Genomic DNA, 25,670 nt, shown 5'->3' with positions numbered 1-25,670 from the left:
TTTTTTACTGATCCTTTGCGGTATCTGTTTGAGCAAATTTCAAACCATACTGCCCTTCAACCATCACGACTTCTGCTTTAGCAAAAAACACCCCATTCACTTTTACATCAAGCGCTTCGCCGGCTACTTTATCTAGTTTAAGCACGTCGCCTTCTTTGGCTTGGCTAAGCTCGCCTAAGGTAATTTCAGTACTTGCAACTTCAAGAGTCACTAACAAAGGAACGTCTTGAAAAAATGACATACTGCCTTCGTTCGTTTTATTAGCAGATTTATCATCAAATCCATCAAAAGCATCCAGCTCTAAGCCCGCTAAGGCACTATCAAGGTTTTCGTTCATAATTTAATTACTCGTTGTATTGTTTGATAATTGTGTGATTTGAAATGCTAAGCCAGCCTCTTGCTCAACGACTTGGCCTTTAAATATTTGTTTATGCCCTAGATTAAATAGCGCCGCTTCATTAAGCTCAATCGGTAAGACACCGCCAGCAACACAGGCTTTTAGTTGTTTTAATGTGACTTTTTTCTTCGCCATTTCAATTTGGCCTTGCACTGCAAACTGTGCCCACATATCGGTATTGAGTGTGTCGCTACTTGCTGGGTCTTGCTCGCTATCGGCTGCGCAAAAAAAGCTAATTGGTAGCCATAAAAACCAACTTATTACTTGGCTTTCTAATATAAACCGCACTTTAAAAGCCAAATATTGTAATGCTTCTGGTAAAGCATGTGATTTTTGTATTTCACCTAATAGCGCAGAGCGTTCTCTAAATAATAAGCCCTGAATACCTTGCACTTGGCGTTGTAATAAACGGCCACAAATACGGCTCTCTGTTGCACTCAATTCATTCGTGGTAGGCGAGTAATCGTGGCTTGAATTATCTGAATTATTGAATTGCCCGCCTAAACATAAATCAGCTGTTTTATGAGCACTTTGAAAATCAAGCGCTAAGAAAGCTTCGCCTTGAGTGGGTGCAAATAAAGGACAGGCAAGAAATATTCTAGGCGATTCTTTAAACCAACTATTAATGGTTGAATGCGAACAAGGCGAAATTTCTACATCAAAGCGGCTGTCGTTAAATAATTGGGCAAGTTCTAACTCCAATGCTTTACGAATATTGACGTTTATTTGCGCTGCTTTTTGCTGCGCGTGTTCGTAGGCTCTTTGCTCTAGCGTTAGTGCAAATGGAGTAATATGCTCAGAATCTTTCGCTTTAATTAACTTTGCTTTAGCGCTTAACGTTTTACTCATATCACTGTATTTCCTGATTCATTTCTATGTTGCCTATGCATTGGTTTTTTTTGCTTTTTTTAATTGGGCTTGTAACTGTAAATGGTTAACTATATCGCTGCGTAGGCGCTCATTTTTACTTATCCACTCAACCCCTAAAAACACTAACTTGTCACTTACTTCGCGGCGGTACGTTACCTTGCCAGTCAATCGATTGGCTTTATCAAAAACCACAATAAATTTGTCAGGAATAGCCTTTTCAGCAGGCACTAATAAACCCACACCACCCACGCTAATGTCTTTTGCAACGCCATGACAAAGTGGAATATCAATAAAGCAGCGGCGAAGTAACTGTACGCCCACCCCGCCAAGCTGAACTGACTCTGGCTCGTAATTATCTTTGAGGTTTAAATTCCATCTTTTGTAACTTCGTTTAGTTTCTGATTGGTTACTCATAATTCTCTTCAAGGCGTAGCACAGGTTTATTAGCAGTTGCCGCACTGGCAGATTTTTTTACTGGGTTATTAATATTGCTATCATCAAACAACTGATTAAATTTTCCCTCTGCATCTTTAGTTAAAATAAGTAGTTCAACCCGTCTGTTTTCACTGGCTTTTTGGTTTTCTTTGTTCAGTGGTCGATTAGAGGAGAATGCATTTACTTGCAACACTTGGCTTGATGGCATTCCGCCCATGGTCATCACTTTTCTGGCCTGTTGCGCCCTATCGCCAGAAATATCCCAATTACGAGAGCTACCATCAATAAATAGGCTGGCGTCGCTGTGCCCAGAAATAATAATTTTGTTATTAATGTCTTTTACTAAGCCGCCAAGGTATAAAAACAGATCTTCAAAAAACGGAGTCATTTGCGACTTTGAGCGTTCAAACATTTGGTGGTGCTTGTCGTCTCTAATGATCACTCTGAGCCCCAAGGGCACTTCTTCAACTAGTAAGTTATTTTTTAGTAACTCTTCTTTACTGAGTTCATCAATACTTTCCAGTAATAAGCTCAGCTCAGATGAAGCTTCAAATTGGCTATCAATGGCTGAATTTAACTTCTCGCCTTGCCCAGCTTTAGGCTCAACGGTGCCATCGGGCACTTGTAATACTTCACTCATTCCAGGTTTTGGAGAGTCCGGAGGCGTAATTCCCGACTCTAAGTGCTTAATTACAGAAGGAGATCCCCCTAAATCAACGGGGAATGGGCTGTTTTGAGGATCAAAAATAGCGGGGCCACCATCAAAAATTGAGTGAGTTCGCATATAGTGTGCTATTTCTTCACGCTCAGATTCATTGGTGATCGCCATGATCCACATCACCATAAAAAACGCCATCATCGCCAAAGTAAAATCGGCAAAGGCAACCTTCCAAGCACCACCATGAGGCTTTTCGGTTGCTCTTCTACGAGAGCGTTTGATGACGATTTCTTGATTTTTGTTTTCCATCATTAAGCCGCCTTGTTAGTGATCCACTCTTCCATGGTGGTAAAGGTCGGTTTAATTTCTTCATTAATTAATTTTCGGCCTGAATCAGTCGCCACAATAGGCACATGCCCTTTAGCATGCGCCACTAACATGGCACGCACACATTCAAACATTGCCACTTGTTTTTTTACATACTGCTCCATTGCTGAGGCAAGTGGTGCAATTAAACAGTAACAAGCAAAAATACCAATAAAAGTACCCACCAACGCCGCTGCTACATGGTAGCCAATTTCACTTAAAGGCCCATCAAGATGCTGCATGGTAATAATAATGCCGCCAACCGCTGCTAAAATACCAAAACCTGGCATAGCTTCAGCTATATTGGCCAGTGAATGAGAAGGTTTAAGACGTTGCTCTTCAATGGTATAAATCTCTTGCTCTAACATGGCATCAAAGTCATGAGAGTTTATTTTTCCCATACTAAATAAACGTAAGTTATCGCAAATAAAAGTAACTAGCTGTGGGAACTCATACACTTTAGGGTAGGCAAGAAAAATAGAACTGGTTTCTGGGTTTTCAACATGCTCATCTAATCCTTTAATGCCTTTCACTCTGGCTAAGTCTAATAAAGAGTAAATAACGAGTAGTAAGTCATGGTACAGCTCAGACGTATCGGTTCCTTTACCACTAATAAATTGATACTTTAATTGCGATAGCATTTCTGTCAGTACATACTTTGAATTACCCACAATTAGCGCCCCTAAGCCTGCGCCAAAAATAATTAAAAACTCGTATGGCTGCCACATAGTGGCAATGTTGCCGCCCGCAAACGCAAAACCACCTAATACTGTTGCAAGTACTACTATTAACCCTATAACTCTTTGCATTCTTTATTCCTTAGGTATTAGATTTTTTGAAGCGTTTGTGTAAGCGCTTCAAGTGCTTGTTTATGAAGTTGGCAAACACGTGCCTCGGTTAAATCGAGCGTTAACGCTATTTCTTTCATATTCATTTCGTGCATGTAATATAATTGTAAGAGCAGCTTTTCTCGGGTATTCAGTTTGCTCATGGCCACTTTTAGCGTGGCTGCTGTCTCTTCTTTTTCGTGTGTATGGGCACAGGTAAGCGCTAAATTAGGGTTAGCTTCCAGAAGCGCTTCGAGGCTATCAAATGCTTCGGCTTGCTCACTGTAATGCAGTTGAATAAGCTCTTTATGGTTAATTCCTAACGCCTCACACATTTCGGTGTCTGTTGCATCACGACCGAGCTTTTTTTGCAGTGAACGGCTCATATCACGAAGCTGATGAGACTGCTGCCTTAACTGTCGTGGGCGCCAATCGACACGCCTAAACTCATCTAACATAGCACCACGAATACGCTTAAACGCAAATGCAGCAAACTTCTCATCTAAATCCCGACCATAGCGACGAATAGACGACAACAGCGCAATAATGCCTATTTGATAAATATCATCATTATCGACAATAACACCCACTTGAGTACGCATGTGCGCAGCCGCTCTATTCACCAAAAAAGCGTACTGCGATAATAGTTGCGTCTCTTTTTGTGGCGTTAAGGTGACTGGTGGTTCTGTTATTAACTCGCCCCACTCTTCTTGCAACATCATGGCGATGGCCTATTGAATGAAGACGTTCGTAATAAGTACGTTATCCAATCGAACAGATACCGTATTCGCTAACACTAAATTAAACTGCTCGAGTAAGTTTTTTTGAACCGCATCTATATCTTTAAAAGCGGCTTTTGCTTGGCTATGACTCATATTGGCAAACTGTTTTACCAGTACATTTCTTACAAGCGGCTCCATCGCCTCTGTGCCTGTGTTGTATACAGATGGTGAAGTCACAAGTACCAAGTCGAGCACTAAATAACGGGCAATTGAGTCCTCTGATACGCTTATAATAAAGCGCTCCATTTCGTGGTATTCGACTTTTGTTATATCTGCTTGCGGACCTTCTTTTGATGAGTCACTGTCGTTAAAAAACTGTCCCGCAAAAAAGGCAGCCGCAATAAGTGCAATTACAGTTAGGGCTATTATTATTTTTTTCACTTTTATCTCTCTTAATCCAAGGTAGTTATACTAATAAATCCAACCAATCTAATGGCGATTTAGGCGTGCGAGTGTTGTTGTCATCATCCATTGAAGGCATCTCGGTATGATTATTTGCAATGTCGCTATTGTCGCTTTGCTGTTGAGGTTGCTGCTGTTTATCACTCAAATTAACATCCACTGTGGTATTTGAGTTTTGCGACAAAGACTGACGTAACTGCTCTAAAGTTTGCGCTATGGCATCTCTAACCTGCGCATTACTCGTAGTTAAACTAACTGAGGTTTTATCACCTTCAATATTGATAGATATTTCAATGCTGCCTAAGTTTGGAGGATCTAATCTAATTTGCGCACGCTGAAGTTGCTGGCCTATTTGCAGCTTTACCTTGTCGCCAAGTACATGCAATAAGCGCTGCCCCCATTCACTGGGAGCCTCTTTTAATTTCTCTTTTTGCCACTCAAATGTTTCTGGCGCGGTGGCGGCAGATGAAAAAGCATTCACTAATGCTGATTTTTGACTGCTGCCTTCACGAGATTCAACGTTGAGAAGTTTCGATTGCGTGTTTTGTGTCAGTGCAGCAAGCTCGAGCTTACTGAGCCCAATACTCGGTTGTGCAGCTAGTTGCTCATTGGTTGGGCTACTTGATTGCGCGTGTCCATAAGTATTCAACACTACCGAAGGTTGATTTAATCGATTCAAAAGCGCTTGCGAATACAATGTTTGTGGTGCTTTGGCTAAATCGAGTGTATTTAATTCTTTATTAACGGGTGTATTCGCTGGCGTTACATTTATAGCTGCAGCAGGCACAGTTAAAACATCACTATGCACTGTCATATTTTGTACAGACGCAGTTTTAGCTGACTCTTGAGTTATAATGCCTTCTTCATGCAGAGTCTCTAAAGGCTTACTCTTTAACTGCTCATCAATAACAAGTTGTGCTGGTGGTGTTTCCACTGCTGCAGTGCCGTTATCAAGAGCAAGGTTACTATTTGAGTTGAGTAAATTTGTGACAGGCGCGTTTATTTTACTGCTATCAAGATTATAATTTGCAGTGTTTAAAAAGTACGGATTTATTATTTCTTGTGTTTCTGTAATGGCATCTTCTTGCACTAGTTGTTCTGAACTTTCTTGAGGTTGTTCACCTTGCACATTTTGCTGTTTTGTTTGCTGTTGCTTTGAAGAAAGCGTAAACGGCTCAAGCTCGCTCTGTTGTTCTTGCGCATCTGCAGGCGTACTACTTTTTAATATGGTTGGTTTATTAGTGGCACTGCCAAAGTCAGTCTTTGTCGCCATAGTATTTGCTTGGATACTCATAATGACTGTCCTTGTTGTACTTTTTTATACGCAATTAAACCTTCTTTATCTTCCTGGTGGCGCTGCATTTGCACTTTAATGGCCGCTTGTTTTTGGCTCACTAGGTCGATTAAGTCAACGTAACGTGCTTTTAAGTTATTTTGTTCAGCCTTCATTGAACTAAAGCAAGGCATATTTTGCAGCTCATTATAAAATGCAAGCAGCTGCTTATCGGCTGATTTAACCTCATACCAATTACTCTCATGGATAGCATCTTCCATGGTGCTAAGTAATTGTTCCATTTTTTGCGCTGCGTATTTTTGAGAGTGTTCCATTAGCAATACTAAATTCATTATAAGTTCATGTTTCATTTAGCAATAAACAAGCCAACTTTAAGCCGCTGTTTTATAACAAAAAATAAAATAAAAACCCAAAAAGCGGAAGCGGAACTTCCACATCGGAAGGAAGTGATATGTTATTAATAATGAATTGAATAATTATTTAGGCAGTGGGGGGAGATATAAAAAAGCCGTGTTAAAAATGAAAAAACCAGCTATTGGTAGCTGGTTTAGATTTGTTTATTGTGTACCTAAGCCTTGCCACCCTTCTTGCAAGTTGGTCATCACTACACGGGTGGAGTCAATATAGCTCAAGTCATTTTTTATACTGGCTTGCAATAATGCTTGCCCACAATGCTGATAAAGGTTTTGCATGTTTTGCGCTACTTCACCGCCTTTTTCAAGATCTAATGAGGCCTCAAGCCCGCCTAAAATGCGCATTAGTTTTTCGATGCTTTCGGCTTTTTTATCGTATCTTTTTTGTTTTATGTGGCCTGTGACTTTTTCAAGCTCATCTGAAAAACCATCAAATAACATCAATACTAATTTATGAATATCGGCACTGGCCGCTTTTGCATCTACTGATGTACTTTTATAGGCTGAAAAGCCATCATTTAAATCTAACATCTATGTTTAGCTCCCAAATTGACCCATTGTAGATTCTAATTGTGCAATAGTCTGTTGCATTTGTGTAAACTGCGACAAGTAGCGTTGGTACACTTGCTCCATAGACACTTCATGATCTTTTTGTTGCCTATTGACTATATTTAAGCTCGCTTGCAATGACTGCTTTTTATCCGTCATCAAACCATAGCTTTTAGTGAAAGGCTCAACGCGGGTTTCCAGCTTAGATAACAACCCGTTTTCACCTGTCAGCATGCTGGTTAACTGCTCAGGATTAGTAGCCATAGCTTCTTCAAGTTTTTTATTATCTATTTTTAAGTTACCGCTACGATCAAACTCAATACCCACAGAGAACAAGGTTTTACCTTCAAACGTACCCTGAAAATCGTTGCGTAAAGAGCGAGCAAGGCCGGCAGCCATATTATCTCTTTTTAAGTACTGGTTACTGGTAATGCCATTGGTGAGCGAATTAAATTTATCTACAAAACTTTGGATGTTTTCTTTAGAGCTGTCTTGATCTTGGCTAATTGATATATGAATTGGCTGATCGCCCAGCGACTGCGCCTGCGTTAAATCAATCGTTACCCCATCAATAACCGTATCGAGTTTATTACTGCTTGAAGTGATTGTAAGTGCTGAGTTAGCCCCTAGTTTGACAATCGCATCTTGCGCTAAGGTTAAATCTTGTTTGTTTGTTATAGCATTGGTGATATCACTGCCATTGGCATCCGTACCTTCAGTAAAGCTCACCCCCACCTGATTAGCAGCACCCGACTCAGCACTAGTTAAAGTTAAAAAGGTTTCTGTGCCAGAGCGCACAACAGAGGCTTTAACACCGCTATTATCAACATGTGAGTTGATGGCATTAGCAACATCAGTTAATGATGCATCGGCGCCAAGGCTTGCAAAGTCAACACTAAACGCACTGCCTGCCAAATCAATACTCAACTCACCATCCGTGGTTAAAGCTTTAGCCGGATCAAAACTCAATGCCACTTGGTGTGCTTGTGCTAATTGCTCGACAAATACATCGTACTCACCGCTGGCTGCTGTGCCGCTTGCTGTTACTGCTAATGCGGATGAATTGCTCACCGTAGCTGTGTTAGCAAACAAGCTACTGGTATCTTTAAGATTGGTTTGTAAGTCATCAAAAAAGTTTGATAAATTACTTTTCAGGCTATCAAACGCCTTAATTTGATTGCTAAAAAGGCTACTTTTAGTACTTAATTGCTGATCTTTAGCGCTACGCTCAATTTGTGTATATTGTGAGGCTAATTGCCCAGGATTGATTCCTATTGCAGAGCTCATTTTAATCTCCAAGCATTTTAGTTATAAGCAAAAAAATCTAAAGTAAATATTTTTACTTATGACTATAAACAATAATAGCTACACCTTAGGTGTAGCTATGCATACTTAATTGATTAATCACTATTAACGAAGTAGTGAACCAATCATTTGTGTTGTGCTATTAGCTGTGCTCAGTACCGAGATACCAGAGTTCATTAGCAATTGTTGCTTAGTCATGTTTGATGTTTCAGCAGCAAAATCAGCGTCCATTAACGTACCTACAGCAGCTTGAGTGTTTTGCTTCATGTTAGATACGTTAGTCATTGTATGGTCAAGACGGTTCATTGATGCACCAAGCGTTGAACGTGCAGTACCAATTTCGCCAACTAAAGTATCAACAAACGCAATCTGCGCTTGTGCTGTTGCAACGTCAGTAAATGCAGCAGCAGAACCAATGGCTGTTGTTACAGCACCTAACTGAGTAGAAATATCAACATTAAGGGTTTCTGCTGCACTTGAACCTACTTGGAAGTTAACCGCACCTGCACCAAACTTACCAGTAGCTGCTAAAAGTTTAGTTCCATCACCAAACGATGTGTTGTCCATGATGTTTGTAAGCTCAGTAGCTAGTGCTGTGTATTCTGCACTTTGTGCAGCCCATTCTTTTGCACCGTTTGTATCACTTGAACCTTGGGTAGCAAGTTCTTTCATGCGGTAAGCAATGTTAGTCATTTCATCAAACGCACCTTCAGCAGTTTGCATCATAGACATAGCGTTGTTACCGTTGTATAAACCAGCGTCTTGACCACGTACTTGTGCATTTAAGCGTGAAGCGATTTGTAGACCAGCCGCATCATCTTTTGCAGAGTTAATTTTAAAACCAGAACCTAAACGCTCAAGCGCTGTAGATAAATCGTTGTTGCTACGACCAAGTTGGTTTTGGATTGACATTGAAGCCATGTTTGATTGAATTGATAAAGCCATGTTTATTTCCTCTTTAAATGAATAGCTAAAGTAATTAGTGAACCTAAATCACCTTCTAATAACTAAGAGCGACCATATTTTTAATTACCTAAACTTTTTTCTAATTATTTTTATATTTTTTTAAGCTATGTGTTCAAAGCGAGTAAAATAGGCATTTTCGTTGGCTAAAAGCAGATAAGAGGAATAGCAGAAATAAAAAACGATGCAGCAATACTAAATTGCTGCATTAAAAAATTAGGTGAGTGAGTATTGCACCATATTACGAGTAATGTTTGCTTGCGACATAATCGCAGCCACACTATTTACACTTGGGTTTTGCATGTGCTGTTTAACCCCTAGACTTAAAGCAAGTAGTTCATCAGTGTTAGCTAATGAACTAGCAGAGTCAAGCTGCTCTAGTTGGCTTTGTAATTGTTGTTTTTGTGCCTGAATTTTTATTAAATTCGCTTTTAAATGGCGCTGCGCAGTTTGAATTTGCTCACGGTGCTGAGCAATAGTGGCATTTTTATCGGCTATTTTAGCAAGTTCATTCAGAGGGTTATCTAAATCATTGAGCTGCAACGAAATCGGGTTTCCTGCAGCAACTCGTACACCTTGACCACTCATCACCCAAGGCTCTAAAAGTGGAGCCGCATTATCTTTTTGCGCACTAAAAAGCAGACGGTTTTCACGATTAAGCTCAACATTTATATGATGTGGTGCAAACGCATTTTGAATGGCAGTTAAATTGGTTTTTTCATCTTGATAGGCTGGTATCTTTAAGCTTAATGATTTGCCCGAACGACCCATCACTAACTGGATATTTTCTTCATGTGGACGTGCGCTAAGCAGGTCTATATTTGCATTAAGCTGTTTGCTAATAGCGCGATTTGGATCTGTTATTTTTAGCTGGGTATCAAGTCCTGAGCCTTTTTTATTTGCTATGTTTTGTAATGACCCTATTTGCACTTTAATTTGCTGTTGTTGCATAGGTTGTGGCTGAGTATTAGCAGCTTGGGTATTTAATTGTTGTGCTAATTTTTCAAGTCCCATATACAAATTACGAATAGTGCTTTCGCTTTGCTCGGCTTTTGCTAGCGCTTGACTCAGTGCCCCGCGCTGCGCCCAGCCAGTCAGTACTTTAACTTGCTCCTCTCTGGCAACAATTTTGTTTTTCCACAAATTGTTAGCAGAATCCTTTGTTGATGTAACGAGTGCATCCGATTTATTGGTATTAACCAAGTCAATTGCTTGCGCTTTTTCGCTACTTTTAACCAGCATAGTTAGTTCCTGAAAGTATTATAATTTTAAATGTATGAAAACAATGAAAGTTTACTTACTGTCGAGTAAACCTGCATCGATGATTCATACGCCGCCATAGATTCATTCATCGAAATAAACGCTTCTGGATAATCTACAGCACTCAAATCGTCCTGCAAGTTAACCGTAAATGTGGTGATATCTAGATTACTGGTAGTAATCGAATCAAGCGAAGCCATAGTAGAGCCTATGGTGGTCACTTGGCTACTAATAGTACCTAAAAAGTCAGCTAATTTATCTATCATCACCCGTGATTGATTGCCAACACCACCTGCTGGCGGATTATTTACATCAACAAGATAGTCTTGCATGGCATTTAAAAAACCTGCACCGGGGTCTAAATCATTACCTACGATATTGTTTTTTACACTTGAGTCGTCAGATACAGCGACTTCTCTGACAATATCGTCACCGGCATAAACATAATTACCCGTCGCATCAATTTGAAACGGTTTTTCATCGGTTTTACTACCCGAAAAATAATATTGTCCATCGCTGTCGGTTGCATTTAGTAAATCAACAATTGCCGGAAAAGCCACACTCATTTCTTGGCCGAGTGCTTTAATTTCTGCCTCGCCCATTGAACCATCAGCTGCGGTGGTAATTAAACTTTGCAGTGAATATATTTGGTTAACAATACCGGTTAGCTGTACTTCTTGTTGACCTAATGAAAAGTTAACTGCATCCATATTGGTTTTGTATTGCTCTAACGATTTTATTTCTGAACCTAGGTTCATGATCATTACAGTGCCAAGCGGATCATCTGAGGGCTTAAGAATACGCTTATTGGTTGCTAACTGAATTGATTTTTCGTTAAAGTTTTCAGTATTACTTTGAATGTTTTTGATTGAATTTAAATGAAACTGATGACTACTAACTCGCATAACATTGCCCTTTTAAAACATTTGCAGTAAAGATTTAAACATTTGATCTGCCGTGCTAATTACTTTGGCATTGGCACTGTACATTTGTTGAAAATGCATTAAGTTTGCCGCCTCTTCATCAAGGTTCACCCCGCTGTAGCTATCGCGCGCAGCAATGGCGTTTTCACTTAAATTAGTAGCGGTGGTAATGCTATTTAAGTTTTGCTTACTAGTAATAGCAAGATCTCCTACTAATAACGTAAACTTATCGCCTTTTCCTGCCATTGAAGCAACAATATTAGCAATATTAGAGTTATCACCAGGTCCTGAGGTACTACTGTCTTTAAAGCCAAGTTTATCAGTGGTGATCGCAGGGTTAATCTCAATCGTCCCTAATGGGTTTAATGGATTGTATGTAAACAGTGCTTCACCGGGGTCGTTATTTAAATCAAAACCACTTTGTAATGCGCCATTCATATCATCGGCAAGGTCGGCAACTAAGCTATTTAAGGTTGCAAGGGTTGGTTTTATTACATCGTTATCAACGCTTATTAAGCCACCAAATTGACCACCAACGTTTTTATCAAGGGTGAATTCTTGACCAATAAAGTTACTCGTTACTGTTGTTCCATTTACTGAGATTGATGCCGCTTTACTCCCTACCACCAGCGGGGCACCACTTAAGGTACTAATATCAATAAAGCCATTATCTCGCTCAACAATAGATACGCCAATATGCCCTGATAACTGGTTTACTAGGCGTTCTCGATTATCTTTTAACTCTGCGGTTGATTGCTTGTTTGCTGTTGCTAATCCAATGCTACTGTTAATTTCGGCTATTTGCTTAGTAATAGAAGACACATTAAGCGCCACATTACTCATTTGTGCATTTAACTTTGTTGCTTGTCCTGCCAAAGCGCCATTAATTTGCGCAATATCTTGCATAAAGCCCTCTGCAGAGGATAAAAATTGTTGCCTGAAAGCCTGTGAATCAGGCTTGGTTGCTGCAGCATTGAGTGCATCTGTTAGGCTTGCAAGGGAGTTATTTAAGTTTAACGAGTCGGTACCAATGATTTGCTCAATAAAACCTAGATATGACTGTTTGTTTTCATAATAAGTGGTATCAGAATTAGTGCGCCAAATATCGTCATTTAAAAAGGCGTCAACAACCCGATCAACAGACGCCACCTCAACCCCGCCTAAATATACATTAGAGGTTTTAAATTGAGCTTGCTGACGCGAATAACCCTCAACGGCTGCATTCGCGACATTTTGCCCTGACACAGTCAGCGCAATATTTGCAGCATTGAGGCCGCTTAACGCGTTATTTAACATAGACATAATTAACTACCTAATCGTATTAGCATTCAATGGCTGAACAAACGCCGACCCTGCATAAATATCATAGCTTTTGGTGGGTTCAACATTTTCAGCATCTTTATGATGATCATTAGCGACCAAGGTTTGGCTATTCTTAAATGTATTTTCTATCGGGGTAATTTTCTCATCAAACTGCTTAATAATCGCTTCGGCTAAACCCAATTGATGAGTTGAGGCCAAGTGCTGCGCAGTTTGGGCGTTATGCATGTCTCTAAATTGGGCTTGCTCGTTACTATTAAAAAAACCATTGTCACCGGCCATAGTTTTGGTGGTGCTGTCCATGCTTTTTAACACGAGTTGTAAAAAAATCGCTTCAAACTGCTCTGCCGCTTGCTTTACGCCTGCTTCACTGTTGCCGGTAATATTTTCTAGGTGAGTGGGGTCTATCGCTAATGACTGAGATAATTGGGTTGATGACTCTATTTTCATGGCTATTTCCTTTAAATAACTAATAGCTCGGCTTCTAGAGCCCCAGCATTATCTAGTGCAATTAGTATCGACATTAACTCGGCTGGCGTTGCGCCAAGTGCATTTACCGCTTTTACTATCTCATCTAATGAGGTGCCTTCAGGCCACAGCAGCATATTTCTTTGTTGTTGATCTACCGTGATATCACTTGATTGTGTAGCTGTGGTTTGGCCATTTGAAAACGGCCCAGGTTGCGACACTTGCTCTTGTTCGCTAATGGTAATGGTTAAATTGCCATGATTAACAGCCGCCTGATTCACCCGTACAGTATCGTTCATTACGACAGTACCGGTGCGACTATTAAATACGATTTTAGGACGCTCAGAGCCTTGCTCTACACTAATGTCTTGTAGCATCGACATAAACGTGTTGCGACTATTGGCATCGCTTGGCGCACTGACCACTAAACGCGCCCAATTTTCAGCAGTGGCCACATCGGGTCCAAATACTTTGTTTATTGCGCGCACGACATTGCGAGCAGTTTGATAATTTGGATCTTTTAAATTAAGAATCACATCGCTTTGGCTTTCATACATAGCCGTAACACTGCGCTCAATGATGGCGCCATTGGGAATAAGCCCCGAAGTAGGCACATTGACAGTCACCGAGGAGCCACTTTTACCACTGGCATTAATACCCCCTACCACTAAGTTACCTTGTGCTAGCGCATACACTTTGCCATCAACCCCTTTTAACGGGGTCAACATTAAGCTACCACCATGTAAGCTTTTTGCATCGCCTAATGAGTTCACAGTTACATCAATGGCTTGGCCTGGGCTTCCCATTGGCGGCAACGTAGCATGTACCGCAACAGCCGCTATATTTTTTGATTTTGGTAATCGTTCTTCATCTACAGAGACACCAAATTGCTTTAGCATATTACTTAATGATTGGCCGGCAAATTTCACTTGGGCTTTATCACCCGACCCCGGTAAACCTACCACTAGTCCGTAACCTACCAGTTGGTTTTCTCGCACACCTAGCACATCAACAATATCTAGTAATGGACGTGCTTTGGCGGCTACAGTTGCAGGCGCTAATAGGCTAAAAAAGCACACTAGCATTAATAGTAAATATTTCATTAAAACCTCAGTAATCCCTTAAAACGGATTTAAGAATCGGGTAAATAAAGTGGTAAACCAACCTGGGCGATTCGCATCTGCCAAAGTGCCTTTGCCGGTATAACTTATTTGTGCCTCTGCAATACGAAGCGACGAAACACGGTTACTTACATCAATATCGCCTGGGCGAACCAACCCTTCAATTTCAATGTATTCATCACCTTGGTTGAGCTTAATTTGCTTACGCCCTTTAATAACCAGCGACCCATTAGATAAAACATGATTAACCCGTACAGTAATAGCGCCACTGAGGAAGTTTTGCTGGCTGGCACTGCTTTCACCGTCAAACTTAGCACTCGAGCCTATACCCAAATTAAAATCAGCTACATTGAGTGCACCAGCTACTGGCACCGAAACATCCAAGTCGGTACTTTTATCTAAACTCGAATCGGCACTTTTACTCGATTGCGTACGCTCGTTAAGCACCACAGTTAAAATATCGCCAACCCGGTAAGCACGTTTATCTGCATACAAAGAAAACATATAGTTATCTTGAAATAAGCTACCATCTTGCTGATTCAAACCCTGTGCATAGGCATCTTGGCTTATTTCATAGTCTTGAACTGATTTTTGAGTGGTATTTTGTGGGCATTTCACTTCCCCATACACCACTTCACATTCCACCATTTGGGTTTTTGATGGAGTGTTGCTGCAACCAGCAACACCTAAAAGCAGCAAAAATAATGTTAACTTATTCATCATAATCATACGTTTTGGTTTATAAAGCGCAGCATTTCATCTGCCGCAGAGACTACTTTAGCGTTCATCTCGTAAGCGCGCTGTACGGCAATCATGCTCACCATTTCATCAACGACGCTCACGTTTGAGCCTTCAATAGTAAATTGTTGTAAGCCCCCAAAAGCATCTTCGCCAGGGATACCCTCAACAGGTTCACCGGATGCCGCTGTTTCGCGGTACAAGTTGCCACCTAAACTTTGTAAGCCTGCAGGGTTTGCAAAGTTAACCGTTAACATTTGACCTAACTCTACCGCTTGCGCATCTTTACCCACTACCGCAGTAACGGTGCCATCGGTGCCAATACTCACTTTAGTGGTGCCCTCTGGCAGCGCAATATTTTGTGCCAATGGTAAGCCGTTGCTGTTTACCAGTAATGACTCAGAGTTAAGCTGAAACTGACCGTTACGGGTAAATAATAACTCGCCGTCAGGGCTTTCAATTTGAAAGAAACCTTGCCCAGCAATGGCCACATCTAACTGATTACTGGTTGTTTCAAAACTGCCTTCAGTAAATTGCTTTTGCGTGCCGTTAATACGCACACCGGTTCCCACCTGAATCCCAGATGGCAGCTGATTAAGCTCATCTACCTGCGCGCCAGGTTGTTTTTGTACTTGGTAAAATAAGTCTTCAAATACCGCTCTGTCTTTTTTAAAACCGGCAGTGCTCACGTTCGCGAGGTTATTAGATATTGTTGTCATTCTTAAATCTTGCGCTGCAAGACCAGTTTTACTCACCCATAATGCTGAATTCATGTTTGGCTTCCTGTTTATCCACGTCCACTGATGAGCTTATTACCGCTGGTCGCTAATTCGTCAGCAGACTTCATCATTTTTACGTTCATTTCAAATTGGCGACTGATATTCATGGTTTTGATCATTTCAGCCACGGCATTCACATTAGAGCCTTCTAAAGCACCAGTTCTTACTGTGATTGTTTCGTCGGCCTCAAGAGGCTGTAAATCGTTAGCTCTGAGTAAGCCATCAGCACCTTTAATTAAATTTGCATCGGTGCTGGCTAATTTAATTTGCGCATCTTCTGCAATTACACCGCCACCAATGGGGGTTAGGTTAATCATGCCGTTTGAGCCAATTTCAATATCACCAAACTCAGGAAGTTGAATATCGCCACCGTCACCTTGCACACGTCGGCCATTAACAGTAACAAAGCCATCGGCATCAACCACTAAATTACCCGCGCGGGTATAAGCCGGTTCGCCATTGTCATCCATCACTTCTAAATAACCGCCATTGCTCAGCGCTATATCAAGGTTACGGCCAGTGTCCATGATTGGCCCTGACGATAAATCAGTAGTTACTGGCGTTAGTTGCGCGTGGTAACGAGTACGAAACCCCTCGCCTTGTACCATCATTGATTGCGCTTGCTCTAAGTCGGCTTTAAAGCCCACCGTACTAACATTTGCTAGGTTATTTGCAGCAACACGTAAGGCGGTATTATTAAGTTCAGCACCCGAGACGGCGGTATAAATTAACTTTTCCACGCTCAGCTTCCTTAGGTGTTACTAAATAAAATTTGCATCATTTCATCAGCGCTGCTGATGGTTTTAGCATTGGCTTGGTAATTTTGTTGAAATGACATTAAGCCAACCAGCTGCTCACTAATATCAACATTTGAGCCCATAAATGAACCCGATAGCAATTTACCCAAAGAGCCACTTTCTGGCTCGCCGTAGAGTGCAGAGCCAGACTCTTCAGTTTGATACCACACGGTATTGCTGCCTTGCTCTAAACCATCAACGTTCGCAAACGAGGCAAGTACAACTTGGCCTTGTAATTTAGATTCACCGTTAGTAAATGTCGCAAATACACGGCCATCGTCTTCAACTTTCACACCAGAGAACGCTCCTGAGGTATAGCCGTTGGCATCATTTTCGTTAACACTGAAACTTGAACCAAACTGCGTAGTGCCATCGAATTTAAGTGCGATATTTAATGCTGCAGCACCACTGGTTATTTCTGCATTACCTGGTGTTGAAGTAATAGGCACTTCTAAATCAACCGCCGTTAAATCGCCTGAAAACGGCACCATTTGGCCATCGGTATCAAAGTTAAGTGTAATGGTACCGGCGTTAATTGAACCACCCGCACCATCATCAATAGCTTGAGTACCTGTCGTAGCACCAAGCGCTGAGAGCTGACCTTGAGTAAGGGGTTTACCATCTAAGAAAAACATCGCTTGCCATTCGTTACTACCCGTATGGTTAAAGTACTGGGTCATCACATGGCTATTACCTAATGAGTCGAACACTTCGGTAGATTGAGAAAAGTTATATTGGCTACCATCTTTAGGATCAAATACCGCAGGAGCTGTTGGATAAGCAATCACGTCGCTAGAAGAACTTAAGTTACCGTTAAAATTAATGTTTGTACTAGCTTGCGCTTCTATGTTTGAGGCTTCAATTTTTAAATCGGTTAATACACCCGGTACAATTGTCGGATCACCACCATCAACTTGAGACACGCCAAAGCCTTGCAGTTTGCCGCCGTTGGCATTAACAACATTTAAGTCGTTATCTAACTGAAACTGGCCAGCTTGGGTGTAAGCCGTTCGGCCGTTTTCTGATATGGCAAAAAACCCTTGGCCATCAATAGCAATATCCAGCGCATTACCAGTGCGCACAATTTCACCACCGGTAACAAAATCTTCTTTAACATTGGCAACTTTTACACCACCGCGTTGGCTACCGTTATAAACCGCGGCAAATTCTGCAGTGTTATTTTTATAACCAGCAGTACCCGAGTTAGCAATATTATTACTGGTTACTTCTAATCCTGCTTGGGTACTTTTAAGACCACTTAATCCTATATTGAACATAGACATATTATTTATTCCTCTTATTTATGCCACTTGATTAATTTCAGTGATACCAAAATTACCCAAACCATCGACTTGCAATAAAATATCTTCTAACGACTTACCTACAGAAACACGCTCAACCTCACCGCTTAACCAAGTATCAAGCTGCTTTGGCACCTCGGCTGTAGTGGCATACGCTCTGACTGCATACGCACCGGCTTCTTGGTTTTCAAATTCAAAACGCAGCGAACCGACTCCTGAATAAGGCAGTTGTTTTTCTTCAACTAACTCACCATCTTGGTTATAAAGTTGTACAGTGACAGAGTCTGCGGCTTCACCTAAATTAACCATGCCTGAGACACTGCCATCTTGCTCAAGGGCAATACTGCTTGCTTGCACATCAACCGTTTGACCAACCATATTAGTGGCTTCAAGCACCGCTAAGCTGCTGACATAATCCAAGCCATCGGCGGTGTTTTGGCGAATGCTTTGTAACGACTCAACATTCGAAAACTCTGCAAGCTGGCTTACATACTGAGTGCCGTCCATAGGTTGTAATGGATTTTGATTACTAATTTGCGCAACGAGTAACTCTAAAAACATGGTCGACATTTCATCTGCAGAACTATTACCGGCAATATTCGTGGTGTTTTTTGTGGCGTCTGCAGCGCTTGGAACGGCTGAATTAACTTGCATAATATTATTGCCCTAACTTAAGAATGCTTTGCTGCATGCTATTTACACGCCCCATTACTTCAACAGATGTTTGATAGCTGCGACTTGCAGACATCATGTCTGCCATTTCTTCGAGTGCATTTACGTTGGAGTAAAATACATAACCATCGTTGTTAGCTATTGGGTTGTTTGGCTCGTAGCGCTGCTCTACCGCTCGGTTTGACTCAGTGATCCCTAGTACATCAACCGAGGCTGAAATTGATTGGCTGTCTTGAGTTTGTTTGTACAAAGCAGAAAATACCGGTTTAAGTGCCTTGTAAGCGTCGGCTTCTGAACCGGCTGCGGTATCGGCATTCGCTAAGTTAGATGCAATGGTATCGAGGCGAATAACTTGAGCGCGCATGGCGCTGCCGCTAGCGTCATAAATTGAATTAAAAGACATTATGATTTCCCTGAAATAACTTTATGTAAGCCATTTATTTTCATATTTAAAAAGGTCAAACTGGTTTGAAAATCCATACTGTTGCTAGCAAATTTTGCTTGCTCAATATTTAACTCAACAGTATTACCATCACTTGATGGTTGATAAGGAACGCGATATTTAAGTTCATCTGTTTGTACGCCAGCAAAATCAACATCTCTGTTTTGCGAAAAACTGGATGAAACACTTTGCATAATTTGACGGTAATCTACATCTCGAGATTTAAACCCTGGCGTGTCAACATTAGCCAAGTTACTGGCAATGATTTCTGCTCTGTCTAACCTTAATTTCATTGAAAAAGGGTGAACACCTAACGCTTTATCAAATAGTTCCATTGTTGCCTCTAATTTTTGTTTCTTGTATGCTTTCGCGCTTCGCATACACTTTCTACCTTGTGTATAACAACCTTTATGCCAACTTTTAAAAGTATATTTTTTCAATGACTTATATAAAAAAAGAGCAAAAAACAGCCCAACATACGGAAGCTAAACTTCCCCAAGGGAAGCGTTGGTTTTTCCGCTTGCTTTTAACTATTGGACTACTGCCAGCTCATGCTATGGCCACCCCCATTAATTTTGATAAAGAAATTCAGCAGTTTTTGCACAGTGAAATTAAGAGCTATTTGCGCTCGGTTAATTCGCAAAGTCAGCGACAAGATATAGAATTATTTATTCCTAAAGGCAGCGAAAATTTAAGCTGTGATGAATTGCAAATCACTCGCTCACAAAGTCACACGCCACCCGCAGGCAGAGTAAGTGTTTCTGTATCTTGCCCATCGCCTGCTTGGCGCTTTAGAGCCAGCGCCAAAGTAAGTGTGTGGATAAACCTAGTAGCTGCTAAGCACACTTTAAACCGAGGTAAAGTGCTTAATAAGCAAGACTTAGAATATAAAAGCGTGGATTTAGGCAAGCACCGCCATCAAGGCGAAACAGGTATTGACCAGCTCGTTGGATTCACCGTTAAACGCGAGATTGATAAAGGCACGGTGATCTCCAACCGGTACCTAGAAAAGCAGTATTTAATCAATAAAAATGAGCATATTTCACTGCAAATAACGACCGCAACTTTCTCAGCTAATGTTAAAGCTATTGCCCTTGAAGATGGTCAACTTGGTGAGGTTATTAATGTAAAAAATTTATCATCAAAAAAAGTTGTTCAAGGCAGAGTAATTGCGCAAGGTGTGGCAGAGGCGGCGTTTTAAAAAATGTCGAAATAAAAGTTAAGTAATGCTTGTACTTGGTCGCTGATATAAACTAAGCAATATAAATTCGATAAACGAATTAGGTAACAAACAATGAATATAAGTGCAATAACAACCACTGCGTTAGAGCAAAGTCAAAAAACAAACCAGCGTTCATCACTGGATGCAAAACCAGAGCAACAAACTGTAGCGGCTAAACAAGAGCAAGTAAATTCAGTGAGTGCATTAAGTAAATCAATAGACTCAACATTTCAAGATTTAGCTGCAAAGCCAGACGTTGATATGGATAAAGTAGCCCAAATGAAAGCGGCAATTGCCAGTGGTGAATTTAAAATTAATATTGATGAAACCGTTAACGCTATGGTTGAACTTCATAAAAAATGAAAACTGTAAAAGAGTATATTGTAAGTCTGCAACAAGACATTACTAAGCTAGACGCATTAATTGAATTACTTGAAACGCAATACGAATTGCTAAGCCAACGTAATGTGCAGCTAGAAACACACAATAAAAAAATGCTTGGCTTTTTAGAAAGCTTAAATGAATCGCATAACCAGCGCGATGGCTTTTTGGTGAGTTTAGGCCTGCAAGGTGGCAAAGAAGGCTTAGCACAATTAACCGCGTTGCTGCCTGCTGATATAAACTCGCTCACCACAAAATTATTACACCAACTTGAGCTAAAAACCAAAACCTGCAAAATAATGAATGAACGCTCAGGGCAATTACTGTCAAGCCAACGTCGGTTGTTACAGCGTTTAACTGGCGGTGAAAACAAACAAGCGTACCCAGAAATGCCTTTATAAATACGTTACATAAAGGCTTTTTCTTGTTTAGTCACTTTACGCCATATTTTTACTTTACTCCTATTATTACCTTTCAAAATCCTATCTTGAGTCCAAAAATAGTCGTTCCGTTAAAGCTTAGTATTGTTAGCTTTTGTGCAACTTTGCGGCTAATTGTATTTATAATAAGCAAATAGCGGCTAACGCCACCTTTATTAGACTAAAGAATGATTGCTGCTGAACCTGCTGATTTTATGACCTTTTTGCTATTCTGCATGGCAAGATCACACTGTAAAAACAAAAACATAAGACATTGAATTTAAATATCTTTTAGATTTAACAAGCCAGTTACAACACATCCCTTTGCCATTTTTGTTAACACTTACAAAGCGTTAAACTGGGCTATGCACGACCTTTTGCCTAATTACAATCTGTAGCAAGCTGTTTTACCCTGCGCACTCAATGTTCATTTGCTTTGTAAAAGCTGTATTTTTATTTTGAGTTAGCAACTAAGTTGCAGGAGAAGTCATGACCACCAAGCCGCTAGATGATAATTCATCTGATGCTATACCAGGAGCGGATACTCAAACCGTGTCCGATAGCTATGAAAATCTTCATAAGCCCAGCTCTGAGTTTGAAAGCCGCGACGCTTACCTAGAGCACGAACTGCAAATTATGCAGCCAAAACGCTGGCGTCCAAATTTACCATTTAGAGATTATCGCTTTGAATTTGAAGACACCATTCCTGCGATGGCCGCTACTATAGGGAAAGTAGTCATGGTTGCAGCCATTGCTGCCACGTTTGCAGGCCCTTTGGGTTTAAGTGATGGCTTTGTACTTGAAAACGTACGCTACGAACTTTTAATTGTTTCGCTATTTATTTTACTATTTTCGGGCTTTATTTTACCGACCGCTAACTTAGCGGGTACTCATGGCCCACTCATTCCATTAATTCCTATTGTAGTTGCCGCAGGCGGACACCCTATGGCCTTTGGTTTACTCATAGGTGCCTTTGGATTGATATTAGCATTTAGTAAAGGCGGCAGCCTCATGGCCAAGCTCACCAGTAAAGGGGTGTGTGGTGGCCTACTCCTCTATTTAGGCTTTGTGGGTACCATTTCACAAGTTAAAAAGCTGTTTGCATGGGCTGAAGAAATTCAAATGACCCATATTGCTTTTATCGTAATCTTAGCCACAATTTTACTTTATGCTTTATTGGAGCATTACAAAAAACGCTGGTTAGCCGTGCCACTGAGCTGTTTAATTGGTGGTTTTACTGCTTTTGCATTGGGCGCACCGTTTGAGTTTCATACAGCTCCAGGCTTACCAAACATGAACCCTATGTACTGGTGGGGGGAAAACACTGGTTGGATGCTTGGTTTACCAACCGCTGAAAGCTTTGTAGTTGTACTTCCTTTTGCAGTTTTAGCGGTTGCTATGTGGTCGCCTGACTTTTTAGGCCATCAAGTATTTCAAAAAATTAGTTACCCAGAGCGTACTGAAAAAGTACAAATGAATATTGACGATACCATGCTTAGCGCATCAACAAGACAAACCTTTGGCTCGCTATTAGGCGGTGCTAACTTTGCATCATCTTGGGGCACTTACATTGTTCCTGCTGCTATTGCAAAACGCCCTATTCCTGCAGGCGCTATTTTAACTGCGTTATTTTGTATTATCGCGGGTGTTTGGGGCTATCCAATGGACTTAGCTATTTGGCAGCCAGTATTATGTGTTGCCTTAATTGTAGGGGTGTTTATTCCACTACTTGAAGCGGGTATGGAAATGACCCGTGAAGGTAAAACCACGCAGTCGGCAGCTATTGTGGTGTTTGCCTCAAGCTTAGTAAACCCTGCATTTGGTTGGTCACTGACTATGCTTTTGGATAACTTGGGCCTTATTGGCTGTAAAGAAAGAAGTGCTGATTTATCACGAATGAGCCGCTGGATCATCCCACTTATTATGTTTGTGTTATTAACCGGTGTAATGGCACTGGTAGGTATGCTGCCAGGCATTCCTGCGCTAATGCCAAGCTTTAGACATTAATTCCTTTATTAAACACCAAAGCGAGCTTTAATAGCTCGCTTTTTTTGTACTTATAAAAACCAGCACAGTGTACTTGCAATAATCCCCCTTGAAGTAACAGCCCCTGAAGTCACAGTCCCTGCAATAATTACAAGCCACCCTGCAGAATTTTTATAAAGCTCGCCACCAGCTAAAAGACTTTACGCATCAAAAAACCATAAGCAGTTGATATATAAATGAAATTAAAAGTTTTATTTTCTGGTATAGCCTTTGCAACTTTATAAGTGAACGTTAAAAATCATTTTATTAGTAACGCTTTTAAAATGAAAAATCATCACTCTTAATAAGGAGCTAATTATGAATAGCGATCGTATCGAAGGAAACTGGAAAGAACTTAAAGGTAAAGCGCAGCAAAAATGGGGCGATCTTACCAACGATGATTTAGATAAAATTGAAGGTAGCCGTACCGAGCTTGTTGGTAAAATTCAGCAAAAATACGGTAAATCGAAAGAGGAAGCCGAGCGCGAAGTAAATGACTTTGAGAAAGGCCATTAAAATAAAGCGTGTTAACAGCTTTACTTGCTAATAAAAAACCGCCAATTGGCGGTTTTTTGTATACCTTAATTCTAGGAAGGTTTTGCTAATGCTAGCGCTTCGCCAGCAAGTGCAAAAATATTTTTAAGCATTAATTGCAAAATATGCCTAATAGAAGCGTAAGTAAAAGAAATCACCTGAAATGGATAGCCACAAAATGTCAGCATATGCCCTAAAATCCCTTTTACATCTTTAGTACAATTTTTAGAAAAATCAATGCTATCAGCTAATGCTTTAGCTATCTGATCGTATACTGTGAGAGCGTTCGAAAAATGATTTTGTATCGCATATAATTTACCAGTCTCACGTAAATGAGTAATTAAAGCTGCACCAATTTTCCGAGCCCATTTAGAGGTGCGGCTACATTCGAGTCGTCTATCATAATCAAGCCTTACCTCTTCTTGAATTCGTTTTTCCATTCCCTTGTTAATAGCAGAATAACTTTTGAAGTTGCTAGCTGTATGCAAATATCCTGGCGTATCCTTAGTCATACTATGTGCTTTTGGAGTAATAGTGGCAGCACCGTGTAAAATATATTCTTGCTCCGTATGCATAAATGGCCACACAGGCACTAAAGGAACTGGGTCGGCTGCATGTACACAACGATAAATGCTATTATCTGTTGCGGACTCAGTTTTTACTGCAAAACTATTATAACCAACTCGCGGCGCACCAAAAGTATATAATTTTACATTCGCTCCAAAACGTTGCTTTAACCAGTTAGCAGCTAAGTTTGCTAAAGCACCACCTAAACTATGACCTACAACATGAATGTTTAATTTTTTCTTAGTGCTTTGTTTAAAATACAGCTCTAACTGATTTTTGAAAGAGTTAAATGTATGGTTGAAGCCTGCATGTACAGGTTGATTATTACTACAAGTACTTAAACCACAATGTAAGTCAGTAACAACATCACGTATTTTTGCCGTGCCACGTAAAGCTAAAACATAATCATCTTCATATGCACCCTTCTTACCTTTTGCAATACAGCCAAAATTGGTCGAGTGATTAAAAACTCGCTCAAGAATAGAACCACTTACACCTTTTATAGATTCTGATTCGAATGAAAATAAAGAGCTAATCCTTTCAAAATATGGATTAGCTCTTAAGCCTCTTTTATCAAGGCTTTCGTATGAGATAGCAGCAAAGTTAGCAGCTATTGCAGGGCTTAAAACATTCATCAATATTTCCTTATAATTTAGGTTTTGTTTTATTAATTTTCATCCGTTTCAATTTCTGAAAGGTCAAAATAAGCATTTTTTTCCACTACTTCAAAATCATCAGACCAACGACAGATACTTAAAGCTTCAAATTTATAGCCTTCAGTTTTTTTATTCTCAAATTTAAAAAGAACCTTTTCATCAGTGGTATCGGCTATTAATTGCCTTAATTTTTTTGCATATTCCTCTCGGTATTTAGCGCCTGACAATCTGGAACCCCAAAGGCAATATTCTTCATGATTGTAGGATAAATAAATAGCTTGAGAAGTAAAAATCTCAGCAAGTGGGACTGCTGGTTGATTAGAACGGATATTAATTTCAGGTAGTAAGAAACTTCCGTTCTTATCGGTGTAAGTGAAATCTTCAGCACATTTGCCATCAGAAAAATTTAATACTCTGTCTATTCTCACATTAGATAAAGGCTTGCCCTTTTCACTAACTTGGCCTTTCACCTCAGGGCACAAGTGCACTTTGTAAGCACCAATATGATTACCAAACTTTTTAAGTGTCGTTAAAAATGACATAAACAAGAAGCCTTAAAAATAGGCCGTGAACATTTTGTGGAGGGTTGCTACATGATTCCCTATAAGCTTAAATATTCACATGCCTTTGTAAATAGACCTCATATGATAAACAAGCCTATATAAAATACAATAATTAAAGCTTCAGATGTATAGGTTAAAGGAAGTTAAGCCGAGCGCGAAGTAAATGACTTTGAGAAAGGTCATTAATATAAGCGTGTTAACAGCTTTACTTGCTAATAAAA

At 40.4% G+C, this 25,670-nt stretch carries 31 protein-coding genes; 5 read left to right on the top strand and 26 right to left on the bottom strand.

All coding sequences use genetic code 11. The annotated features are described in order from the left end of the window. Positions 1 to 4: 4 nt before the first annotated feature. The 24 genes from PSM_RS04485 to flgB all read right to left on the bottom strand — a co-directional run bounded on the left by PSM_RS04485 (position 5) and on the right by flgB (position 19,462). Positions 5 to 337 (bottom strand): FliM/FliN family flagellar motor switch protein, encoded by a 333-nt coding sequence (locus PSM_RS04485; RefSeq protein ID WP_013464395.1) that lies wholly within the window; start codon positions 335 to 337, stop codon positions 5 to 7. Between the two features lie 3 nt (positions 338 to 340). After that, a complete protein-coding gene (locus tag PSM_RS04480; protein ID WP_013464394.1) occupies positions 341 to 1,246 on the bottom strand; it encodes a FliM/FliN family flagellar motor switch protein in 906 nt (301 codons plus the stop codon). 33 nt (positions 1,247 to 1,279) lie between these two features. Then, positions 1,280 to 1,681: a PilZ domain-containing protein gene (locus PSM_RS04475; protein WP_013464393.1), complete on the bottom strand. Its 402-nt coding sequence runs from the start codon at positions 1,679 to 1,681 to the stop codon at positions 1,280 to 1,282. Then, positions 1,674 to 2,672, bottom strand: coding sequence for a flagellar motor protein MotB (locus PSM_RS04470; protein ID WP_049775587.1), 999 nt, complete (start codon positions 2,670 to 2,672; stop codon positions 1,674 to 1,676). Before PSM_RS04470 ends, PSM_RS04475 begins: the two co-directional genes overlap by 8 nt. Beyond that, entirely contained in the window at positions 2,672 to 3,535 is an 864-nt protein-coding gene (gene motA, locus PSM_RS04465) for a flagellar motor stator protein MotA (RefSeq protein ID WP_010391179.1), read from the bottom strand. Before motA ends, PSM_RS04470 begins: the two co-directional genes overlap by 1 nt. 17 nt (positions 3,536 to 3,552) lie before the next feature. Continuing rightward, complete coding sequence (locus PSM_RS04460; protein WP_049775586.1) at positions 3,553 to 4,275, bottom strand: FliA/WhiG family RNA polymerase sigma factor; 723 nt, start codon at positions 4,273 to 4,275, stop codon at positions 3,553 to 3,555. Between the two features lie 9 nt (positions 4,276 to 4,284). After that, complete coding sequence (locus tag PSM_RS04455) at positions 4,285 to 4,716, bottom strand: flagellar basal body-associated FliL family protein (RefSeq protein ID WP_013464390.1); 432 nt, start codon at positions 4,714 to 4,716, stop codon at positions 4,285 to 4,287. Positions 4,717 to 4,741: 25 nt separating this feature from the next. Beyond that, complete coding sequence (locus tag PSM_RS04450) at positions 4,742 to 6,031, bottom strand: flagellar hook-length control protein FliK (protein ID WP_013464389.1); 1,290 nt, start codon at positions 6,029 to 6,031, stop codon at positions 4,742 to 4,744. Then, positions 6,028 to 6,363, bottom strand: coding sequence for a hypothetical protein (locus PSM_RS04445; protein ID WP_010391175.1), 336 nt, complete (start codon positions 6,361 to 6,363; stop codon positions 6,028 to 6,030). The genes PSM_RS04450 and PSM_RS04445 overlap by 4 nt, the downstream gene beginning before the upstream one ends. A 225-nt stretch (positions 6,364 to 6,588) precedes the next feature. Beyond that, a complete protein-coding gene (gene fliS, locus PSM_RS04440; RefSeq protein ID WP_010391173.1) occupies positions 6,589 to 6,975 on the bottom strand; it encodes a flagellar export chaperone FliS in 387 nt (128 codons plus the stop codon). 6 nt (positions 6,976 to 6,981) lie between these two features. Continuing rightward, a complete protein-coding gene (fliD, locus tag PSM_RS04435; protein ID WP_013464388.1) occupies positions 6,982 to 8,280 on the bottom strand; it encodes a flagellar filament capping protein FliD in 1,299 nt (432 codons plus the stop codon). A 123-nt stretch (positions 8,281 to 8,403) separates the two neighbouring features. Next, the gene (locus tag PSM_RS04430; protein ID WP_010391170.1) at positions 8,404 to 9,243 is read right to left on the bottom strand and encodes a flagellin N-terminal helical domain-containing protein; all 840 of its coding nucleotides are present in this window, start codon (positions 9,241 to 9,243) and stop codon (positions 8,404 to 8,406) included. Positions 9,244 to 9,477: 234 nt separating this feature from the next. Beyond that, positions 9,478 to 10,503 carry a hypothetical protein gene (locus PSM_RS04425; RefSeq protein WP_013464387.1) on the bottom strand — a complete coding sequence of 342 codons (1,026 nt, stop codon included), beginning with the start codon at positions 10,501 to 10,503 and terminating at the stop codon, positions 9,478 to 9,480. Between the two features lie 26 nt (positions 10,504 to 10,529). Further along, positions 10,530 to 11,426 (bottom strand): flagellar hook-associated protein FlgL, encoded by an 897-nt coding sequence (gene flgL / locus PSM_RS04420; protein WP_013464386.1) that lies wholly within the window; start codon positions 11,424 to 11,426, stop codon positions 10,530 to 10,532. A gap of 12 nt (positions 11,427 to 11,438) precedes the next feature. After that, positions 11,439 to 12,746 carry a flagellar hook-associated protein FlgK gene (flgK, locus tag PSM_RS04415; protein WP_010391163.1) on the bottom strand — a complete coding sequence of 436 codons (1,308 nt, stop codon included), beginning with the start codon at positions 12,744 to 12,746 and terminating at the stop codon, positions 11,439 to 11,441. 6 nt (positions 12,747 to 12,752) lie between these two features. Then, the gene (locus PSM_RS04410) at positions 12,753 to 13,214 is read right to left on the bottom strand and encodes a rod-binding protein (RefSeq protein WP_013464385.1); all 462 of its coding nucleotides are present in this window, start codon (positions 13,212 to 13,214) and stop codon (positions 12,753 to 12,755) included. Between the two features lie 11 nt (positions 13,215 to 13,225). Beyond that, positions 13,226 to 14,335, bottom strand: coding sequence for a flagellar basal body P-ring protein FlgI (locus PSM_RS04405; RefSeq protein WP_013464384.1), 1,110 nt, complete (start codon positions 14,333 to 14,335; stop codon positions 13,226 to 13,228). An 18-nt stretch (positions 14,336 to 14,353) separates the two neighbouring features. Next, positions 14,354 to 15,076, bottom strand: coding sequence for a flagellar basal body L-ring protein FlgH (locus PSM_RS04400; protein WP_013464383.1), 723 nt, complete (start codon positions 15,074 to 15,076; stop codon positions 14,354 to 14,356). A 2-nt stretch (positions 15,077 to 15,078) separates the two neighbouring features. Next, on the bottom strand, positions 15,079 to 15,864 hold the full coding sequence (flgG, locus tag PSM_RS04395) for a flagellar basal-body rod protein FlgG (protein ID WP_010391154.1): 786 nt from the start codon (positions 15,862 to 15,864) through the stop codon (positions 15,079 to 15,081). Positions 15,865 to 15,878: 14 nt separating this feature from the next. Then, positions 15,879 to 16,610, bottom strand: a complete 732-nt coding sequence (locus tag PSM_RS04390; protein WP_013464382.1) for a flagellar basal body rod protein FlgF — start codon at positions 16,608 to 16,610, stop codon at positions 15,879 to 15,881. A gap of 11 nt (positions 16,611 to 16,621) precedes the next feature. Beyond that, positions 16,622 to 17,950, bottom strand: coding sequence for a flagellar hook protein FlgE (locus tag PSM_RS04385; protein ID WP_013464381.1), 1,329 nt, complete (start codon positions 17,948 to 17,950; stop codon positions 16,622 to 16,624). 18 nt (positions 17,951 to 17,968) lie between these two features. Next, positions 17,969 to 18,622 (bottom strand): flagellar hook assembly protein FlgD, encoded by a 654-nt coding sequence (locus tag PSM_RS04380; RefSeq protein WP_013464380.1) that lies wholly within the window; start codon positions 18,620 to 18,622, stop codon positions 17,969 to 17,971. A 4-nt stretch (positions 18,623 to 18,626) separates the two neighbouring features. Continuing rightward, positions 18,627 to 19,043 carry a flagellar basal body rod protein FlgC gene (gene flgC / locus PSM_RS04375; protein ID WP_010391144.1) on the bottom strand — a complete coding sequence of 139 codons (417 nt, stop codon included), beginning with the start codon at positions 19,041 to 19,043 and terminating at the stop codon, positions 18,627 to 18,629. Then, positions 19,043 to 19,462, bottom strand: coding sequence for a flagellar basal body rod protein FlgB (flgB, locus tag PSM_RS04370; protein WP_081745136.1), 420 nt, complete (start codon positions 19,460 to 19,462; stop codon positions 19,043 to 19,045). Before flgB ends, flgC begins: the two co-directional genes overlap by 1 nt. A gap of 59 nt (positions 19,463 to 19,521) precedes the next feature. On the opposite strand from flgB, the gene flgA reads away from it, so the two are divergent. From flgA to PSM_RS04345, 5 genes are all read left to right on the top strand, one after another. Continuing rightward, complete coding sequence (gene flgA, locus PSM_RS04365) at positions 19,522 to 20,283, top strand: flagellar basal body P-ring formation chaperone FlgA (protein ID WP_013464378.1); 762 nt, start codon at positions 19,522 to 19,524, stop codon at positions 20,281 to 20,283. Between the two features lie 93 nt (positions 20,284 to 20,376). Continuing rightward, positions 20,377 to 20,667: a flagellar biosynthesis anti-sigma factor FlgM gene (gene flgM, locus PSM_RS04360; RefSeq protein WP_013464377.1), complete on the top strand. Its 291-nt coding sequence runs from the start codon at positions 20,377 to 20,379 to the stop codon at positions 20,665 to 20,667. Then, a complete protein-coding gene (gene flgN / locus PSM_RS04355) occupies positions 20,664 to 21,086 on the top strand; it encodes a flagellar export chaperone FlgN (RefSeq protein ID WP_013464376.1) in 423 nt (140 codons plus the stop codon). The genes flgM and flgN overlap by 4 nt, the downstream gene beginning before the upstream one ends. 507 nt (positions 21,087 to 21,593) lie before the next feature. Continuing rightward, the gene (locus PSM_RS04350) at positions 21,594 to 23,111 is read left to right on the top strand and encodes a DUF3360 family protein (protein WP_013464375.1); all 1,518 of its coding nucleotides are present in this window, start codon (positions 21,594 to 21,596) and stop codon (positions 23,109 to 23,111) included. A gap of 336 nt (positions 23,112 to 23,447) precedes the next feature. After that, complete coding sequence (locus tag PSM_RS04345; protein WP_010391132.1) at positions 23,448 to 23,645, top strand: CsbD family protein; 198 nt, start codon at positions 23,448 to 23,450, stop codon at positions 23,643 to 23,645. 71 nt (positions 23,646 to 23,716) lie between these two features. Here the strand turns inward: PSM_RS04345 and PSM_RS04340 are convergent, their stop codons facing one another. Next, positions 23,717 to 24,865 (bottom strand): lipase family protein, encoded by a 1,149-nt coding sequence (locus tag PSM_RS04340; protein WP_013464374.1) that lies wholly within the window; start codon positions 24,863 to 24,865, stop codon positions 23,717 to 23,719. 32 nt (positions 24,866 to 24,897) lie between these two features. Continuing rightward, positions 24,898 to 25,428 carry a DUF6795 domain-containing protein gene (locus PSM_RS04335; protein WP_013464373.1) on the bottom strand — a complete coding sequence of 177 codons (531 nt, stop codon included), beginning with the start codon at positions 25,426 to 25,428 and terminating at the stop codon, positions 24,898 to 24,900. Between the last annotated feature and the right edge of the window lie 242 nt (positions 25,429 to 25,670).

Source organism: Pseudoalteromonas sp. SM9913, from assembly GCF_000184065.1.
Lineage (GTDB): Bacteria > Pseudomonadota > Gammaproteobacteria > Enterobacterales > Alteromonadaceae > Pseudoalteromonas > Pseudoalteromonas tetraodonis.
The sequence above is the reverse complement of the archived record's forward strand: the minus strand, read 5'-3'. Positions and strand labels throughout refer to the sequence as shown.

Bases quoted from the DNA above. Each gene is read 5' to 3' on its own strand.
- flgL (WP_013464386.1), bottom strand. From the start codon at position 11,426: ATGCGAGTTAGTAGTCATCAGTTTCATTTAAATTCAATCAAAAACATT.
- PSM_RS04445 (WP_010391175.1), bottom strand. From the start codon at position 6,363: ATGAATTTAGTATTGCTAATGGAACACTCTCAAAAATACGCAGCGCAA.
- PSM_RS04380 (WP_013464380.1), bottom strand. From the start codon at position 18,622: ATGCAAGTTAATTCAGCCGTTCCAAGCGCTGCAGACGCCACAAAAAAC.
- flgC (WP_010391144.1), bottom strand. From the start codon at position 19,043: ATGTCTTTTAATTCAATTTATGACGCTAGCGGCAGCGCCATGCGCGCT.
- PSM_RS04345 (WP_010391132.1), top strand. From the start codon at position 23,448: ATGAATAGCGATCGTATCGAAGGAAACTGGAAAGAACTTAAAGGTAAA.
- PSM_RS04350 (WP_013464375.1), top strand. From the start codon at position 21,594: ATGACCACCAAGCCGCTAGATGATAATTCATCTGATGCTATACCAGGA.
- PSM_RS04480 (WP_013464394.1), bottom strand. From the start codon at position 1,246: ATGAGTAAAACGTTAAGCGCTAAAGCAAAGTTAATTAAAGCGAAAGAT.
- PSM_RS04430 (WP_010391170.1), bottom strand. From the start codon at position 9,243: ATGGCTTTATCAATTCAATCAAACATGGCTTCAATGTCAATCCAAAAC.
- PSM_RS04410 (WP_013464385.1), bottom strand. From the start codon at position 13,214: ATGAAAATAGAGTCATCAACCCAATTATCTCAGTCATTAGCGATAGAC.
- PSM_RS04385 (WP_013464381.1), bottom strand. From the start codon at position 17,950: ATGTCTATGTTCAATATAGGATTAAGTGGTCTTAAAAGTACCCAAGCA.
- PSM_RS04340 (WP_013464374.1), bottom strand. From the start codon at position 24,865: ATGAATGTTTTAAGCCCTGCAATAGCTGCTAACTTTGCTGCTATCTCA.
- PSM_RS04335 (WP_013464373.1), bottom strand. From the start codon at position 25,428: ATGTCATTTTTAACGACACTTAAAAAGTTTGGTAATCATATTGGTGCT.
- PSM_RS04485 (WP_013464395.1), bottom strand. From the start codon at position 337: ATGAACGAAAACCTTGATAGTGCCTTAGCGGGCTTAGAGCTGGATGCT.
- flgK (WP_010391163.1), bottom strand. From the start codon at position 12,746: ATGTCTATGTTAAATAACGCGTTAAGCGGCCTCAATGCTGCAAATATT.
- flgB (WP_081745136.1), bottom strand. From the start codon at position 19,462: ATGCGAAGCGCGAAAGCATACAAGAAACAAAAATTAGAGGCAACAATG.
- PSM_RS04450 (WP_013464389.1), bottom strand. From the start codon at position 6,031: ATGAGTATCCAAGCAAATACTATGGCGACAAAGACTGACTTTGGCAGT.
- PSM_RS04475 (WP_013464393.1), bottom strand. From the start codon at position 1,681: ATGAGTAACCAATCAGAAACTAAACGAAGTTACAAAAGATGGAATTTA.
- flgA (WP_013464378.1), top strand. From the start codon at position 19,522: ATGACTTATATAAAAAAAGAGCAAAAAACAGCCCAACATACGGAAGCT.
- PSM_RS04405 (WP_013464384.1), bottom strand. From the start codon at position 14,335: ATGAAATATTTACTATTAATGCTAGTGTGCTTTTTTAGCCTATTAGCG.
- PSM_RS04400 (WP_013464383.1), bottom strand. From the start codon at position 15,076: ATGATGAATAAGTTAACATTATTTTTGCTGCTTTTAGGTGTTGCTGGT.
- fliD (WP_013464388.1), bottom strand. From the start codon at position 8,280: ATGAGCTCTGCAATAGGAATCAATCCTGGGCAATTAGCCTCACAATAT.
- PSM_RS04425 (WP_013464387.1), bottom strand. From the start codon at position 10,503: ATGCTGGTTAAAAGTAGCGAAAAAGCGCAAGCAATTGACTTGGTTAAT.
- PSM_RS04460 (WP_049775586.1), bottom strand. From the start codon at position 4,275: ATGATGTTGCAAGAAGAGTGGGGCGAGTTAATAACAGAACCACCAGTC.
- motA (WP_010391179.1), bottom strand. From the start codon at position 3,535: ATGCAAAGAGTTATAGGGTTAATAGTAGTACTTGCAACAGTATTAGGT.
- fliS (WP_010391173.1), bottom strand. From the start codon at position 6,975: ATGTTAGATTTAAATGATGGCTTTTCAGCCTATAAAAGTACATCAGTA.
- flgG (WP_010391154.1), bottom strand. From the start codon at position 15,864: ATGAATTCAGCATTATGGGTGAGTAAAACTGGTCTTGCAGCGCAAGAT.
- PSM_RS04470 (WP_049775587.1), bottom strand. From the start codon at position 2,672: ATGATGGAAAACAAAAATCAAGAAATCGTCATCAAACGCTCTCGTAGA.
- flgM (WP_013464377.1), top strand. From the start codon at position 20,377: ATGAATATAAGTGCAATAACAACCACTGCGTTAGAGCAAAGTCAAAAA.
- flgN (WP_013464376.1), top strand. From the start codon at position 20,664: ATGAAAACTGTAAAAGAGTATATTGTAAGTCTGCAACAAGACATTACT.